Below are 15,239 nucleotides of genomic sequence, written 5' to 3'. Positions count from 1 at the left end.
GGCGAGGCCGGTCGCGCGACCGGTCGGCGCCACGCGTGGTCGCGCGGCGGCCCCGCCCGGTCCGAGCGACGGCCGGGCCTCGGTGCTCCCGAGGTCGTCGTCTGCGCAGCCACCACAATCGTTGTGGCTGCGGAGAAAACACACTCCGGGGTAGCGCCAGACGTGTCCGGCACACCTGCCTGGCGGACGCTACGCCGCGGCCCGCACCAGCTCTCCGCACGCCAGCTCGACCACGAGCGTGTTCCCCGGTGGGGCGAGCGGGCACGCCCACGCCGGGTCGTAGGCGCACGACGGGTTGTACGCGAAGTTGAGGTCGACGACCAGGGGTGCGTCGCCGTCGGGCACGGGACGGGACGACGCGGAACCCAGGTCCGCGCCCTTGATCGTGTCCAGCAGGTACCGGCCGCCGCCGTACGTCGCGGGCGAGCGGTCCTTGACCGGCACGAACAGACCGCCCCCGTATGACCGCAGCGCCCACACGTCGAGCGACCCCAGCCCGGGCAGGTCGAGGCGCCCGACACGCTCGAACGGCACCACGCCGTCGGTGCCCGTGGGTACGTCGAGCCGTGCGGCGTCCGGCGTGCCCCGCGCCGGGTCGGGCACGAGCGGCACCTCGAACCGCATCGCGGCGTCGTACGGACCGACCGGGAGACCCGTGAAAGCGGCACGGTCCTCGGGCAGGAGCGGCGAGGCCGGGTGCTCGGCCAGGAGGTCGTCGCGCGACGCGACCCAGTACTCGTGCGCGGCGGCGGGGTCCTCGACCGCCAGGTCGCGGACGCGCGCGTACAGGTGCTGGACGCGGCGGCGCCAGTCGACGACGTGCAGCTCGGTGATCATCTGGCCAGGGTGCCAGGCCGCGCAGGGACCGGCACGCCGTCGCCCCCGGTCGCCCCGGCCTAGAAGACCGGCAGGAGTCTCAGCCACCCGAACGTGAACCGGAACGGCGAGCTCACCCCGGCCCACAGCACTCCCCACGCCCCCGCACGGTGCCGGACGGCCTCGACGACGTCGAGCGGCTGCCACACCGGCAGGGGTGCTCAGTGGTGCAGCCGGTAGAACCGGAAGAAGCTGAACCCCTCGATCGGCAGGACCTCGACGCGCTCGAACCCGGCGTCGAGCGCGTACCGCTCGAGCGTCGCGGGCCGCATGACCGTGCCCGTGCCGACCGACGGCGACGACGACAGGCCGTCCGGCAGGCACACGAACTGGCTGAACCCGTACATGAGCCGCTCCACCTCGTCCCCCGGCGCAGTGAACTCCTGGGCGACGGCCTCGTCCATGACGACCACGGCGCCGTCGGGCAGGACGGCCCGACGGACCGCCGACAGGACCTCGACCGGGCGCGGCATGTCGTGCGTGCACTCGAACGCGAAGGCTGCGTCGAGCGGGGCGTCCGTGGGCAGGGCCGCGGCGTCGGCGGCGTGGAACGCCACGCGGTCCGCGACGCCCGCCGCCTCAGCGTTCGCGCGCGCCATCTCGACCGAGGGGCCGTCGACGTCGTACCCGTCGAACCGGGCCTGCGGGTAGGCGCGCGCGAGCGCGACCGTCGACCACCCGGCGCCGCAGCCCACGTCCGCGACCCGCGCGGTGGGCCGCGACAGGATCGCGTGCAGGTCAGGGACCCGGCCGAGCGCGCCCGCGAGCTCGTGCTCGAACCACGGCCGGTTGAGGTCGGCCTGCGCCTCGCGCGCGTCCGGCCCGAGCCGCCCCCACGAGACCCCGCCGCCGTCGCGGTACGCGCCGAGCAGCTCGTCGAACGTGCGCCCCACGGCCGCGAACAGCCGGGGCAGCGGCGCCAGGTACGCGAGGCTGTGCTCGTCCGTCAGCACCTCGGCCGGGCCGGGCGGCAGGGCGTAGCGGCGGGCCGCCGCCTCCGTGACGAGAGGGCCCGACGACGGAGGCACGCCCTGCGAGGAGCGGTCCGGCTGGGTCGTGGGCTCGGCCGAGGGCTCGCGCCCGGGAGCGACGGTGAGGACGCCCGCGACCGCCTGCCCCTCGAGCCACTCGCGCGCGTAACGCTCCTGCGTCCCCGTCCGGGTCGCGAGCTCGGCCGAGGTCGCGGGCCCGTCCGTCGCGAGGGACCGGTACCAGCCCAGCCGGTCGCCGAGGTACACCGAGAAGACGTCGAGAGCGCCGAGCGCCGACGCGAACAGCCGCTCGGCGAACTCGTCGGCTCCCGGACCCTCTCCGGTCGGCCCGCCGGAGGTGCCGAGCGGGACCTGGGGTGTCGTGGACATGAGTGCTCCGTCCGTCGAGGACACGGCGCTCGCGGTCGTCGGCGACGCGCGGACGCACGGACCACCTCCAGCCTAAATCCGTTGCGCCCCCGTGGGAGCATGCACAGCATGCTGGTCACCCTCACGACGACCGCCGGCGCGCCGGCCGGGATCGCCCTGCCCAGGATCGCCCCGCCCGGAGACGCTGCGCCAGCGATGCCCGTAAAAGGGACGCCCGCACTACCGATGACGGACGCGACCGACCTCGGGTACCTGCTGCACAAGCACCCCGCCCGGGCCCAGTCGTTCGACCTCCCCGTCGGCACGGCGCACGTCTTCTACCCCGAGGCCGACACCGCGCGCTGCACGGTCGCGCTGCTCCTCGAGGTCGACCCCGTGGGGATCGTGCGCAACAAGCGGTTCGGCGGGCGCGACGCGTTCTCGCTCGCCCAGTACGTCAACGACCGCCCGTACGCCGCCTCCTCGATGCTCGCGGTCGCGCTCGGCGCGGTGTTCCGGACGGCGATGGCAGGCCGCTGCGACTCCCGGCAGGCGCTCGCGGACTCCTCGATCCCGCTCGAGATCCACGTCCCCGCGCTGCCCTGCCGCGGTGGCGCGCGACTCGCAGAGCGCCTGTTCGGGCCCCTGGGCTGGACTGTCGACGCCACGCCCGAGCCGCTCGACCCGACCGTGCCCGAGTGGGGCGACTCGCGCTACGTCGACCTGCGCCTGACCGGGACCGTGCGCCTCGCCGACGCCCTGCACCACCTGTACGTCCTGCTGCCCGTGCTCGACGACGCCAAGCACTACTGGGTCACGGGCGACGAGGTCGACAAGCTGCTGCGCGCGGGCGAAGGATGGCTCGCCGAGCACCCCGAGCGCGACCAGATCATGCACCGCTACCTCGCGCACCAGCGCCGGTACGTCGAGGACGCGACCGACCGCCTCGTGACGCTCGACGGCGGCCCGCTGCCCGTCGACGCCGACGCCGATGCCGACGCCGGGGCCGAGGAAGCCCCGGCCGAGGGCGACGTCCCCGCCGCGGGGAGCGACGCCGTCGGGACCAGGTCGCCCACGCTCGCCCGGCAGCGCGCCGAGGCCGTGGTCGCAGCCCTGCACGAGGTCGGGGCGCGCAGCGTCGTCGACCTCGGGTGCGGCGAGGGCGCCCTGCTGCGCCTCCTCGTCGCCGACCGCCGCTTCACGCGGCTGCTCGGCACCGACGTGGCCGCGCGCGAGCTCGAGCGGGCCGCGACCCGCCTCCGTCTCGAGGACGCGAGCGACGCGGAACGCGAGCGCGTGCAGCTCGTGCAGTCCTCGCTCACGTACCGCGACGAGCGGATCGCGGGCTTCGACGCCGCGGTGCTCATGGAGGTGATCGAGCACGTCGACCCGCCGCGCCTGGGCGCGCTCGAACGCGTCGTGTTCGCCGAGGCCCGGCCGGGGACGGTCGTGGTGACGACGCCGAACGTCGAGTACAACGCGCTGTACCCCACGCTCGAGGAGCACGGCCACCGTCACACGGACCACCGGTTCGAGTGGACGCGGGCCGAGCTCCAGGCCTGGGCCGGTGGCGTCGCGCACCGCCACGGCTACGCGGTCACGTTCCGCGACGTCGGGCCCGAGGACGTCGGGCCGCGCGGGCTGGGCTCGCCGACGCAGATGGCGCTGTTCACCCGATCGACGGAGGCAGGGGCATGACCACCGAGCAGCACGTGACCAGCGGGGAACCCCGCGTCCTGACCGTGCCCGAGCTCTCGCTCGTGGTGCTCGTCGGTGTGTCCGGGTCCGGCAAGTCGACGTTCGCGCGCGAGCGCTTCGCCCCCTTCGAGGCCGTGTCCTCGGACTTCTGCCGAGGCCTCGTGTCGGGGGACGTCAACGACCAGTCGGCCACGGCCGCGGCGTTCGAGGTGCTCGACACGATCGTGAGCAAGCGGCTCGAGGCGGGGCACCTGACGGTCGTCGACGCGACCAACGTGCAGTCCGCAGCGCGCAAGAGCCTCGTCGCGCTCGCGCGGGCGCACGACGTCCTGCCCGTCGCGATCGTGCTCGACGTGCCCGAGTCCGTCGCGATCGAGCGCAACCGCTCCCGCCCCGACCGCGACTTCGGCGACCACGTCGTCAAGCGTCAGCGCCAGGCGCTGCGCTCGTCGCTCAAGTCCTTGAGCCGCGAGGGCTTCCGCAAGGTCCACGTGCTGCGCGGCGTCGACGAGATCGCCCACGCCACGATCGCCCGCGAGCCCCTGCTGAACGACCTCCGCGACCAGACCGGGCCGTTCGACGCGATCGGCGACGTGCACGGCTGCCGCGCCGAGCTCGAGACCCTGCTCACCGAGCTGGGCTACGTGATCGAGCGCGACGAGGCCGGTCGCCCGGTCGACGCCGCCCACCCCGAGGGCCGCCGCGCGGTGTTCCTGGGCGACCTCGTCGACCGCGGACCGGACTCGCCGGGCGTCCTGCGCCTCGCCATGGGCATGGTCCGTGCGGGCCACGCGCTCGCTGTCCCGGGCAACCACGAGCACAAGCTCGTGCGCGCGCTCTCGGGGCGCAACGTGACGGTCAGCCACGGGCTGGAGACGACGCTCGCGCAGCTCGCCGACGAGCCCGAGGAGTTCCGCCAGGACGTCGAGACGTTCTGCCGTGACCTGGTCTCCCACCTGGTGCTCGACGGCGGGCGGCTCGTGGTCGCGCACGCGGGGCTCAAGGAGTCGTACCACGGGCGGGCCTCGGGTCGGGTGCGCAGCTTTGCGCTCTACGGCGACACGACGGGGGAGACCGACGAGTTCGGGCTGCCCGTGCGCTACCCGTGGGCGAACGAGTACCGCGGTCAGGCCGTGGTGCTCTACGGGCACACGCCCACGCCCGAGGCCGAGTGGGTCAACAACACGATGTGCCTCGACACGGGCTGCGTGTTCGGCGGCAAGCTCTCCGCGCTGCGGTACCCGGAGAAGGAGCTCGTCTCGGTGCCCGCGGCCCAGGTCTACTACGAGCCCGCGCGCCCGTTCCTGCCCGACGCCGGGAGCGACGCGGCAGGTGCCGAAGGGGCTCTCCGGCAGCGCGACCCCGACGTCCTCGACGTGACCGACGTGCTCGGCCGGCGCTCGGTCGTGACGGGCACGCGGGGCAGGATCACGGTCCCCGAGGAGAACGCCGCGGGCGCGCTCGAGGTCATGAGCCGGTTCGCGGTGGACCCGCGCGCGCTGCTGTACCTGCCGCCGACCATGAGCCCGGTCGCGACGTCGCGTCTGCCCGGCTACCTCGAGCACCCCGACGGCGCGTTCGCGGCCTACGCGAGCGACGGCGTCGGGCAGGTCGTGTGCGAGGAGAAGCACATGGGGTCGCGCGCCGTGGTGCTGGTGTGCCGCGAGGCGTACGGGGCCTCGGCGTGGCGGTTCGGGGTCGACGTCCAGCCGGGCGGGCGCGGCGTCGCGCACGCGCGCACGGGTCGCCCGCTCTTCTCCGGCCCGACGGCGGAGGCTCTCCTCGAGCGCGTCGCGAAGGCCCTCGACGGGGCCGGGGTGTGGGACGAGCTGGGCGCCGACTGGGTCCTGCTCGACGCCGAGATCCTGCCCTGGTCGGCCAAGGCCGACCAGCTCATCCGTGACCAGTACGCGAGCGTCGGGGCCGCGGCCCGGGCCGTCATGCCGCCCGCGCTCGCCGCGCTGGACGCGGCCGCCGCGCGCGGCGTCGACGTCGACGGGCTGCGGGCGCGGACGGCGTCGCGGGCCGAGGACGCCGAGAGGTACACCGAGGCGTACCGCCGCTACCGGTGGCCCGTCGACGGGCTCGACGGCGTGCAGCTCGCCCCGTTCCAGGTGCTCGCGAGCGGTGCGGACGGTTCCGCGGCCCCGACGGTCGACGGCGTTCCCGCCCCGCTCGACGGCCCGGCGGCGGACGTCGCGCCCGCCCCCGGCACTGCGACCGGTGCCACCTACGCGACCCGTGACCACCTGTGGCACCTGGGGATCGCGGACCGCCTGGTCGAGGCCGACCCGGTGCTCTTCCGTCCCACGCGTCGTCTCGTGGTCGACCTCGCCGACGAGGCCTCGCGCGCCGAAGGGGTCCGCTGGTGGGAGGAGATGACCGAGGCGGGCGGCGAGGGGATGGTCGTCAAGCCGCTCGCGAACCTCGTGCGCGGGCCCCGAGGGATTGTCCAGCCGGGGCTCAAGGTCCGGGGCCGCGAGTACCTGCGGATCATCTACGGGCCTGAGTACACCCAGGAGCACCACCTCGAACGGCTCCGCGACCGGTCGCTGGGGCGCAAGCAGTCGCTCGCGCTGCGCGAGTACGCGCTGGGTCTCGAGGCCGTCGAGCGCGTCGTGGCGGGCGAGCCGCTGTGGCGCGTCCACGAGGCAGTGTTCGCCGTCCTGGCGCTCGAGTCGGAGCCGGTCGACCCGCGGCTCTGAGCCGCGCGGGACGGGCCGTGACGAGGCAGGACCCGCGAGACCTCGAGGTCGCGCGGGTCCTGTGGGTCCTGACGTGTCGGCCGGTCAGCCGGTCAGCCCAGGGTCGCGAACGAGCTGAGCGCGAGCGCGGAGAACAGCGCGATGGCCACGAGGACCGAGCCGGCCACGAGCCAGCCGTTCGCACGGTCGGACGGGTCGCTCGTCGCACCCGGGCGACGCGACTGCGGGGCGGGCGCTCCGTCGTCGGGCAGGGAGGCGGGGCGCGAGTCGTCCGGGCGCTGCGACGAGCGCGCACGGCGCGCGGTCGAGTCGTGGCCGCGGAGTGCGACGCGGATCGGCGCCGAGGTCGTGACCTGCGTGGTCATGGTTCCTCCCCAGGGAAAGTTGGCCGCCCTCGCTGTCGCGGGGCGTGCCACCAGTCTCTGCGGGGGAGGGGTACCGGCACATCGGCCCTCCGAACCATCCTCGGCGAGGGCCTCGTCCTCCCGGAGGATGACGGGCGCCCGCCGGATGGGGGACATCCCCTCCGGGACGCCCCTGAGGGGCAGGTCCGGGGTGTGCGGCGGGCCGCGCGAGGCAGGTGCCGAGACTACCGCGGGGCGTTGCGCTGGTGGTCGATCCGCTGGAGGTAGCGGATCTCGCGGAAGCCCACGGCGACCGCGACGAGCAGCGGGAACCACGCCCACGTGCGGCCCCGGAGCAGCGAGAACAGGCTCACGAGCCCCACCACGGCGCACCCGAGCACGGTCAGGACGCTCGCCCAGCGGATGTTCTTCATGCGGTCGTCCTCGGTTCGCTCGTGCGGGTCGTCGGTGCGGGTGCTCAGGCCGGGGGAGCGCTCCGCGACGCGAGGACCACGCCCTCGACGCTGCGGACCGCCATGCGCAGCGCGTCGCTGCGCGACGCACCGTCCTCGGTCATGACCGACCAGGCGTTGAACAGTGTCCACCACACCGTGCGCTGGTTCCAGGAGACGGTCAGGGTGGGGTCGAACGCGCCGTCCTCCTGGCCTCGTGCGAACAGGGCACGGACGGGGGCCTCGGCCGCCTCGCTCTCCACCCAGAACGCCTCGTCCTCGGCGAGCGAGGCCTCGTGGACCAGGAGCATGTACCAGGGGCCCAGGTCGAAGTACTCGATCACGAGCCGTCGCAGCGCCGCCGCGGGGTCGCCGTCGTCGAGGCGCGCGGCGCGGATCGCGGCCCGCGTGCGGTCGAGGGCCTCGGTGCCGACGGCCCGGATGAGGTCCGCTCGCTCGGGGAAGTAGCGGTGCAGCGTGCTCCGGCCGACCTGCGCGGCCTGGGCGACCTCGCCGAGCGAGGCCGAGGCGTTGGTGCTGAACACCTCGACGGCCGCGTCGAGGATCGCGCGCCGGGTCCGGGCGCGGGCGCCCGTCGCGGGGGCCTCGGGGGTCGCCGGCGTCGCGGCGGCGGGAGCGTCGGTGCTCGCCTCGCGCGGCGCGGCGGCGGTGTCGCTGGCTGTCACGTGCTCAGCGTATCCGCGAACGGGTGAGACGTCTCTTGTCTGAAATGAGACACGCATGTTCCACTGGTCGCATGGCCGCCACCGCCCCCGCGTCGACCGACCCGACCACCGAGACCCCGCAGGCCCCTGCTCCGAAGGGGCCGCTCCTTCCACGCCTCAAGGTCCTGTGGACCTTCGTCCGGCCCCACCGACGCACGCTCGCGCTCGGCCTGGTCCTCGGGCTCGGGACCACGGCCGCGAGCCTCGCGACCCCCATGGTCACCAAGCGCGTCCTCGACACGCTCGGCACGGGGGTCTCGCTCGCGCCGGCCGTCGGGCTGCTGATCGGGCTCCTGCTCGTGGGGCTCGTCCTGGGGCTGTGGCAGTGGATCCTGCTCGGCACGCTCGCCGAGCGCGTGGTGCTCGACGCCCGCACCTCGATGGTGCGCCGCTTCTTCCGCGCCAAGGTCGGGGCGCTCGGGTCGCGCCCCACGGGAGAGCTCGTCACGCGCGTCACGTCGGACACGGTGCTGCTGCGCGAGGCCGCGTCGTCGAGCATCGTCAACCTGGTCAACGCGGTTGTCGGGCTGGTCGGGACGATCGTCCTCATGGCCGTGCTCGACACGGTCCTGCTCGGCACCACGCTCCTCGCGATCGTGATCATCGGCGTGCTCGTGGGGTCGCTCATGCCGCGCATCGCCAAGGCCCAGGAGCAGGCGCAGGAGTCTCTCGGCCGGCTCGGCGGCGTGCTCGAGGGCGGGCTGCGCGCGCTGCGGACCATCAAGGCGAGCCGCGCCGAGCAGCGCCAGATCGACCGCGTGGTCGACGACGCGCGCGACGCGGCCCGGCACAGCGTCCGGTCGGTGCGCACCGAGGCCGTCGCCTGGACCATCGCGGGTGGCGGCATCCAGCTCGCGATCATCGTGATCCTCGCGCTCGGCGCATGGCGCGTCGACCAGGGCCTGCTCGCGGTCTCGAGCCTGGTCGCGTTCCTGCTGTACGCGTTCCAGATCGTCGACCCCGTCACGAGCCTCACGCAGAACGTCAGCCAGCTCCAGGCCGGCATCGCGGCCGCGGGCCGCATCCGCGAGGTCGAAGCCATCGAGATCGAGGAGCCCGAGCGGGCCTCCACCCCGTCCCGGGACGCACCCGGGCGAGGCGCGGCGGGAGGCCGCGTGCCGTCGTCGGGCCGGGGGAGCGCCCTGCCCGACGGCGCCGCGCACCCCGCGCACCCCGCCCCGGACCAGGCGGGGGAGACGCCCGTGCTCGCGTTCCAGGACGTGACCGCGCGCTACCTGCCCGGCGGCGAGCCCGTGGTCCGCGACCTCACGTTCGACGTCCCCCGGCGCGGTCAGGTCGCGATCGTCGGCCCGTCGGGAGCGGGCAAGACCACGACGTTCTCGCTGCTCCTGCGCTTCCTCCAGCCCGAGTCCGGCACGCTGCTGCTCGACGGGCGGCCCTACGACGGCTACACGTTCGACGAGGTGCGCTCGCGCATCGCGTACGTCGAGCAGGAGACGCCCGTCGTGCCCGGCACGATCCGCGAGAACCTGCGCCTGTCCGACCCCGACGCGACCGAGGACGCCATGTGGGACGCGCTCGCCAAGGTGCGCCTCGACGCCAAGGTCCGCTCGCTCGAGGACGGGCTCGACACCTCGCTCGTCGGCACCACGGTCTCGGGCGGCGAGCGCCAGCGCGTGGCGCTCGCGCGTGCCGTGCTGCACGCCCCCGAGGTCCTGCTGCTCGACGAGGCGACCGCGCAGGTCGACGGGCTCACCGAGGCCGCGGTCCACGCCGTGATCGAGGACCTGTCGCGCGAGCGGGCCGTCGTGACGATCGCGCACCGGCTCTCGACCGTGATCGACGCCGACCAGATCCTCGTCATGGAGGACGGCCGCGTGCGGGCGCGCGGCACGCACCACGAGCTGCTCGCGTCCGACGAGCTGTACCGCGACCTCGTGGCCGCGCTCCGCATCTCGACCGAGACGCGGGGCGCCGAGCGCGAGACGCCCGGGGTCGTGACCGGGGCCGGCGGGGCGGTCGAGGGCTGAGCGCGGCCGCTGCCCGACCCCTCGCGCGTCAGCCGAGCTGCGCGAGGCCCTCGGTCGCGATCCGTTCGAACGTCGCCCGGTCGGCCGCGAACTGCGAGTCCGCGATGGGCCAGTGCAGCACGATCTCGGTGATCCCCTGGTCACGGTAGGCGGCCGCGGTCTCGACGAACGCGTCGACCGAGTCGAGCGGCCGGTCAGGCGTGAACCCCGTCAGGAGGATGCGCTCGATGGTGCTCGGGCCGCGCCCGACCTCGGCGCACGTCGCCTCGAGCCGGGCCACCTGGGCGCCGACCGCCACGCGCGACGCGGCCGGGGTGCCGTCCGTCCCGACGCGGTCGTCACCCGTCGTGACCCACGCCTGGCCGTAGCGCGCCGCGAGACGCAGGCCGCGCGGGCCGGTCGCGGCGATCGCGAACGGGACGCGCGGCTCCTGGACCGGTCCGGGGATCGTCCGGGCCTCGTGCGCGCGGTAGTGACCCTCGTCGTGCGTGACCGCGGGCTCGGTCAGCAGACGGTCGAGCAGCGCGGTGAAGTCCCGCAGCCGGTCCGCGCGCTCGCGAGCCGACCAGCCCTCGCCGCCCAGGACCGTGGCGTCGAACCCCGTGGTCCCCGCGCCGAGGCCGAGCGTGATGCGCCCGTCGGACAGGTCGTCGAGGGTCATGAGGTCCTTGGCGAGCGTCACGGGCTCGCGGAAGTTCGGTGAGGTCACGAGGGTCCCGAGCCGGATCCGCCTGGTGACCGTGGCCGCGGCCGCGAGCGTCGGCAGCGCGCCGAACCAGGGGCCGTCGCGGAAGCTCCGCCACGACAGGTGGTCGTACGTGTAGGCCGCGTGGAACCCCAGGTCCTCCGCGCGACGCCAGACGTCGCGGCCCTCGGACCAGCGGTAGATCGGCAGGATCACGGTGCTCAGTCGCATGCCCCGACCCTACGGTGCCACGTGCGGAACGTGCGGTGCGGGGAAGAGCGCCGACGTGTGATCTGCTGTCCTGAGTCCGATCCACGCATCACCGGAGGTTCCCATGGCCGTCGTCGTCAACGTCTCCCACCGCTACCCGCGCACCGGGTCGCGCGACGAGCAGCTCGCGGTGGTCCGCGGTGACTGGCCCGTCCCTGAGGTCGACACCGCCGAGGCCTTCGCGGACTCCGACGACGCGCAGGAGCTCCTCGACGCCGCCGACGTCCTGGTCGCCGCGGCGAGCAACGAGATCGTCGACGTCCAGCGCATCACGGGGCTCCAGGTCGACGAGGGCGGGCACGTCCGGTTCGAGACCGCCGACGAGCCCGCGCTCGCCGGGCTCGTGGGTCGGCGTCTGCGCGCCGGGGCGGCGTGGGAGCCGGGCGAGAGCTGGCCCGTCAAGCTCGTCGAGGCGTCGCGCGACCTCACGGAGTACCTCGACCTCGCGGCCCCGGCCGGTGGGGCGCCGTCCGAGGCGCAGACCTCGACCGACGAGCACGACGCGTCGGAGGCCGGCCGTGCATCCGACGCGCCCCATGCGGCGGGCGCACCGGGGGCCGACGCCTCGCGCGAGCTCGGCGGCTTCCGCCTCTCGCTGACCGAGGACGGCGACCTCGTGGTCGTCGCGCCGCCGGGGCGCTCGGTGACCGTGGTCGCCGCGCAGGTCGGCTGAGGCGCCGCGGGCCCCGGGCCCGCGCTCGGCACCCTCGACGACGTGGCAAGGTGGAGGACATGACGATCGACCTCCGCATCTTCACCGAGCCTCAGCAGGGCGCCACCTACGACGACATCCTCGCGGTCGCACGCGCCTCGGAGGAGCTCGACTTCGACGCGTTCTTCCGTTCCGACCACTACCTCGTCATGGGCGACGGCGACGGGCTCCCGGGCCCGACCGACGCGTGGACCACGCTCGCGGGGCTGGCGCGCGAGACCAGCCGCATCCGCCTCGGGACCCTCGTGACCTCGGCGACCTTCCGGCACCCCGGGGTGCTCGCGATCCAGGTCGCGCAGGTCGACCAGATGTCGGGCGGTCGCATCGAGCTGGGCCTGGGGGCGGGCTGGTTCCCGCAGGAGCACACCGCGTACGGCATCCCGTTCCCGGCCAAGCGGTTCGGGATCCTCGAGGAGCAGCTCGCGGTCGTCACAGGCTTGTGGGAGACCCCCGTGGGGGAGAAGTTCAGCTTCGCGGGCGAGCACTACACGCTCACGGACTCGCCGGCGCTGCCCAAGCCCGTGCAGAGCCGCATCCCGGTGATCATCGGTGGGCACGGCCCGCGCCGCACCCCGGCGCTCGCGGCGCGCTACGCGACCGAGTTCAACGTCGCGTTCCCCGACCCGGGCGTGCTGGGCGACCGCATCGAGAACGTCCGCGTGGTCTGCCAGGACGCGGGCCGCGACCCCGACGACCTGATCTACTCCGCGGCCTTCGTGGTGTGCGTGGGCAAGGACGAGGCGGAGTTCCGTCGTCGCGCCGCGGCGATCGGTCGTGACCCCGAGGAGCTGCGGACGAACGGCATCGCGGGGACCGTGGCCGAGGCGGCGGACAAGCTCGCGGCCATGAGCGAGGACGGGGCGACCCGCTTCTACCTGCAGGTCCTGGACCTCGCGGACCTCGACCACCTGGAGCTCGTCGCGCGTGAGGTCAGGCCGCAGCTGAGCTGAGCGCCCACTCCGGCCCGACGGCGGAGCGCACCTTCGTGGAGAAGGCGCGCTCCGCCGTCGGGCGTCCGGGGGCGGCCGGTGGTGCGAGCGTGCGAGGGGGCTGTGGGACGGGGCTGTCCACGGCGTACCGGTCGGTCACGGAGCGGGCGTACCGGGCAGTACCCTTCCCTTCGGCACTTCACCAAAACTTCACGATCGGAGCCCCCTCATGGCAGCACTCGGCTGGAAGATCCACGGAGACGGGAAGCGCGTCGAACCCGGCGCCGTGGTCAGCACCGACGAGCGCCTGAGCTGGCCTCGCACGATCGGGATCGGCATGCAGCACGTCGTCGCGATGTTCGGCGCGACGTTCCTGGTCCCGCTCCTGACGGGCTTCTCGCCCGCGACGACGTTGTTCTTCTCGGCGATCGGGACCATCGGGTTCCTGCTGATCACACGCAACCGGCTCCCCAGCTACCTCGGGTCGAGCTTCGCGTTCATCGCCCCCATCACCGCGGCGAGCGCCGCCGGGGGACAGTCCGTCGCGGTCGGCGGGATCCTGGTCACGGGCCTGGTGCTCGCAGTCATCGGCGTCGTGGTGCACTTCGCCGGGCCCCGGTGGATCGACGTGACCATGCCGCCCATCGTGACCGGCACGATCGTCGCGCTCATCGGCCTCAACCTGGCGCCCGCCGCGTGGAACAACTTCAAGGTGTTCCCCGTGACGGCGTTCGTCACCCTCGCCTCGATCATCCTGATCACGGTGCTCTTCAAGGGCATCATCGGTCGCCTCGCGATCCTGCTGGGCGTGATCATCGGCTATGTCGTCGCGACGGTCCGCGGCGAGGTCGACTTCGCCCCGGTGTCCGACGCCTCGTGGTTCGGCCTGCCCGAGTTCGTGACCCCGACGTTCGACGTCGCCGTCCTGGGCCTGTTCGTCCCGGTCGTCCTGGTGCTCGTCGCGGAGAACGTCGGCCACGTGAAGTCGGTCGCGGCCATGACGGGCAAGAACCTCGACGACCTCACGGGCCGTGCGCTCTTCGCCGACGGTCTCGCCACCACGTTCGCGGGCATCGGCGGCGGCTCCGGCACCACGACGTACGCGGAGAACATCGGGGTCATGGCCGCGACCCGCGTCTACTCGACCGCGGCCTACTGGGTCGCGGGCGCGACGGCGCTGGTCCTGAGCATGTCCCCGAAGTTCGGGGCGCTCATCGCGACGATCCCCGCGGGGGTCCTGGGCGGGGCGACGACCATGCTCTACGGCATGATCGGCATCCTGGGGGCGCGCATCTGGGTGCAGAACAAGGTCGACTTCTCGGACCCCGTCAACCTCACGACCGCAGCCGTGCCGCTCGTCGTCGGCATCGCGAACTTCACCTGGGTCATCGGGGACGTGACGTTCGAGGGGATCGCGCTCGGTACGGCGTCGGCGCTCGTGATCTACCACGTGATGCGCAACATCGCCCGGTGGCGCGGGACGTCGCAGGAGCCCGCGAGCCCGGCGTCGGTGCCGGGCGGCGAGGAGATGGCGGACCGCTGACGGCCGACCGCGGCGGGGGCGCCGGGTCGCTGGCCACCGGGTCGCTGGGCGCCACCGCTCGCGGTGGACCCGGTGCGCGCGCGGGTACCCGCCGCCCGCGAGATGCGGCCAACGGGGGTCTGGGAGAAATCCTGACCCCCGTTGGCCGCATCTCGTGCGTGGCGGGTGGGGGGAGGTGCTCGACGAGCCGCGGGTCCGGCACCCCCGAGGTCGGTGAGGTTGCCTGGCGAGCCGCGGGTTCGGTGTCCCAGCGGCCAGGGGTTCGGTGCCCCAACGGTCGGAGCGTGAGAGGGCTAGAGCTTCAGCCCCAGCACGTAGCCCTGCGGCACCGCCAGGCGCTCGAAGCCGAGGTGCTCGTAGAAGCCGATCGCCGACGCGTTGGTCTCCGAGACACCCAGGTGCACGCCCGGGACACCGCGCTCACGCAGCGCGTCGAAGAGGGTCTCGAGGAGTCGGCGGCCGTTCCCCCCGCCCTGGGCCTGCGGGAGCAGGTCCACGTGGAGGTGGGCCGGGTACAGGTCCACCACGGCCTGCTCCGCGGGTCCGCGTGAGTGGATCTGCGCGACGAGCCCGTGGTCCTCCGAGTCCTCAGGGAAGGAGTCCAGGGGGTAGCGCTCGCGCAGCGCCGGCCACCACTCACGCTCGCTGCGTGCCTCGAACTCCCGGGTGTCCGCGGTGCCGATCACGTAGCCGACAGCTCCCGTGCCGTCGTCGACCACGAACGCCAGGTCCGGCTCGAGCGCCAGGTACGCACCGAGGTAGACCTCGCCGAGCAGGCGGGGGTCGCGGTACCTCGCGGTCGCGTCACCACCGTCGGCGCCTGTCCGCAAGCAGATGTCGTACAGGCGCTCGACCTCGGCGGGGTCGGTGACGCGAGCGGGGCGGAGAGGGAGCGAGGCCATCGTTGCAGCGACCGTTCAGGAGCAGGGACGAATCAGAAGACCGGGCCAGACAGTAGCGCTGAACCCT

At 73.9% G+C, this 15,239-nt stretch carries 14 protein-coding genes; 6 read left to right on the top strand and 8 right to left on the bottom strand.

Annotated features, from left to right (window positions below):
- Window positions 1–189: 189 nt before the first annotated feature.
- From OERS_RS08745 to OERS_RS08740, 3 genes are read right to left on the bottom strand one after another with little or no spacing between them, the layout of a single operon-like run.
- On the bottom strand, window positions 190–837 hold the full coding sequence (locus tag OERS_RS08745; protein ID WP_068625476.1) for a DUF1684 domain-containing protein: 648 nt from the start codon (window positions 835–837) through the stop codon (window positions 190–192).
- Between the two features lie 59 nt (window positions 838–896).
- Window positions 897–1,025 carry a hypothetical protein gene (locus tag OERS_RS22235; RefSeq protein WP_269452554.1) on the bottom strand — a complete coding sequence of 43 codons (129 nt, stop codon included), beginning with the start codon at window positions 1,023–1,025 and terminating at the stop codon, window positions 897–899.
- A 12-nt stretch (window positions 1,026–1,037) separates the two neighbouring features.
- Complete coding sequence (locus OERS_RS08740; protein ID WP_083201329.1) at window positions 1,038–2,237, bottom strand: class I SAM-dependent methyltransferase; 1,200 nt, start codon at window positions 2,235–2,237, stop codon at window positions 1,038–1,040.
- Window positions 2,238–2,432: 195 nt separating this feature from the next.
- On the opposite strand from OERS_RS08740, the gene OERS_RS08735 reads away from it, so the two are divergent.
- Entirely contained in the window at window positions 2,433–3,914 is a 1,482-nt protein-coding gene (locus OERS_RS08735) for a 3' terminal RNA ribose 2'-O-methyltransferase Hen1 (RefSeq protein ID WP_068625504.1), read from the top strand.
- Window positions 3,911–6,619, top strand: coding sequence for a polynucleotide kinase-phosphatase (locus OERS_RS08730; RefSeq protein WP_068625475.1), 2,709 nt, complete (start codon window positions 3,911–3,913; stop codon window positions 6,617–6,619). Before OERS_RS08735 ends, OERS_RS08730 begins: the two co-directional genes overlap by 4 nt.
- 92 nt (window positions 6,620–6,711) lie before the next feature.
- On the opposite strand, the gene OERS_RS08725 is transcribed toward OERS_RS08730, so the two are convergent.
- From OERS_RS08725 to OERS_RS08715, 3 genes are all read right to left on the bottom strand, one after another.
- Window positions 6,712–6,984 carry a hypothetical protein gene (locus OERS_RS08725; RefSeq protein WP_068625474.1) on the bottom strand — a complete coding sequence of 91 codons (273 nt, stop codon included), beginning with the start codon at window positions 6,982–6,984 and terminating at the stop codon, window positions 6,712–6,714.
- 224 nt (window positions 6,985–7,208) lie between these two features.
- Entirely contained in the window at window positions 7,209–7,397 is a 189-nt protein-coding gene (locus OERS_RS08720) for a hypothetical protein (RefSeq protein WP_056645005.1), read from the bottom strand.
- Between the two features lie 44 nt (window positions 7,398–7,441).
- The gene (locus OERS_RS08715) at window positions 7,442–8,101 is read right to left on the bottom strand and encodes a TetR/AcrR family transcriptional regulator (protein ID WP_169834204.1); all 660 of its coding nucleotides are present in this window, start codon (window positions 8,099–8,101) and stop codon (window positions 7,442–7,444) included.
- 71 nt (window positions 8,102–8,172) lie between these two features.
- Here OERS_RS08715 and OERS_RS08710 point away from each other — a divergent pair, with 71 nt between their 5' ends.
- On the top strand, window positions 8,173–10,131 hold the full coding sequence (locus tag OERS_RS08710) for an ABC transporter ATP-binding protein (RefSeq protein WP_068625473.1): 1,959 nt from the start codon (window positions 8,173–8,175) through the stop codon (window positions 10,129–10,131).
- Between the two features lie 28 nt (window positions 10,132–10,159).
- On the opposite strand, the gene OERS_RS08705 is transcribed toward OERS_RS08710, so the two are convergent.
- Window positions 10,160–11,047 (bottom strand): LLM class flavin-dependent oxidoreductase, encoded by an 888-nt coding sequence (locus OERS_RS08705; protein ID WP_068625472.1) that lies wholly within the window; start codon window positions 11,045–11,047, stop codon window positions 10,160–10,162.
- Between the two features lie 103 nt (window positions 11,048–11,150).
- Between OERS_RS08705 and OERS_RS08700 the strand changes: the two genes are divergently transcribed.
- The 3 genes from OERS_RS08700 to OERS_RS08690 all read left to right on the top strand — a co-directional run bounded on the left by OERS_RS08700 (window position 11,151) and on the right by OERS_RS08690 (window position 14,270).
- Window positions 11,151–11,759, top strand: coding sequence for a hypothetical protein (locus tag OERS_RS08700; protein ID WP_068625471.1), 609 nt, complete (start codon window positions 11,151–11,153; stop codon window positions 11,757–11,759).
- Between the two features lie 65 nt (window positions 11,760–11,824).
- Complete coding sequence (locus OERS_RS08695) at window positions 11,825–12,748, top strand: LLM class F420-dependent oxidoreductase (RefSeq protein ID WP_197487150.1); 924 nt, start codon at window positions 11,825–11,827, stop codon at window positions 12,746–12,748.
- Window positions 12,749–12,956: 208 nt separating this feature from the next.
- On the top strand, window positions 12,957–14,270 hold the full coding sequence (locus OERS_RS08690; RefSeq protein ID WP_068625470.1) for a uracil-xanthine permease family protein: 1,314 nt from the start codon (window positions 12,957–12,959) through the stop codon (window positions 14,268–14,270).
- A 293-nt stretch (window positions 14,271–14,563) separates the two neighbouring features.
- Here the strand turns inward: OERS_RS08690 and OERS_RS08685 are convergent, their stop codons facing one another.
- Window positions 14,564–15,172 (bottom strand): GNAT family N-acetyltransferase, encoded by a 609-nt coding sequence (locus tag OERS_RS08685; protein WP_068625469.1) that lies wholly within the window; start codon window positions 15,170–15,172, stop codon window positions 14,564–14,566.
- Between the last annotated feature and the right edge of the window lie 67 nt (window positions 15,173–15,239).

The organism is Oerskovia enterophila, from assembly GCF_001692445.1.
In the GTDB taxonomy this organism is placed as follows: Bacteria; Actinomycetota; Actinomycetes; order Actinomycetales; family Cellulomonadaceae; genus Oerskovia; species Oerskovia enterophila.
Note: the sequence above shows the minus strand (reverse complement) of the source record. Positions and strands in the feature narration are given on the sequence as shown.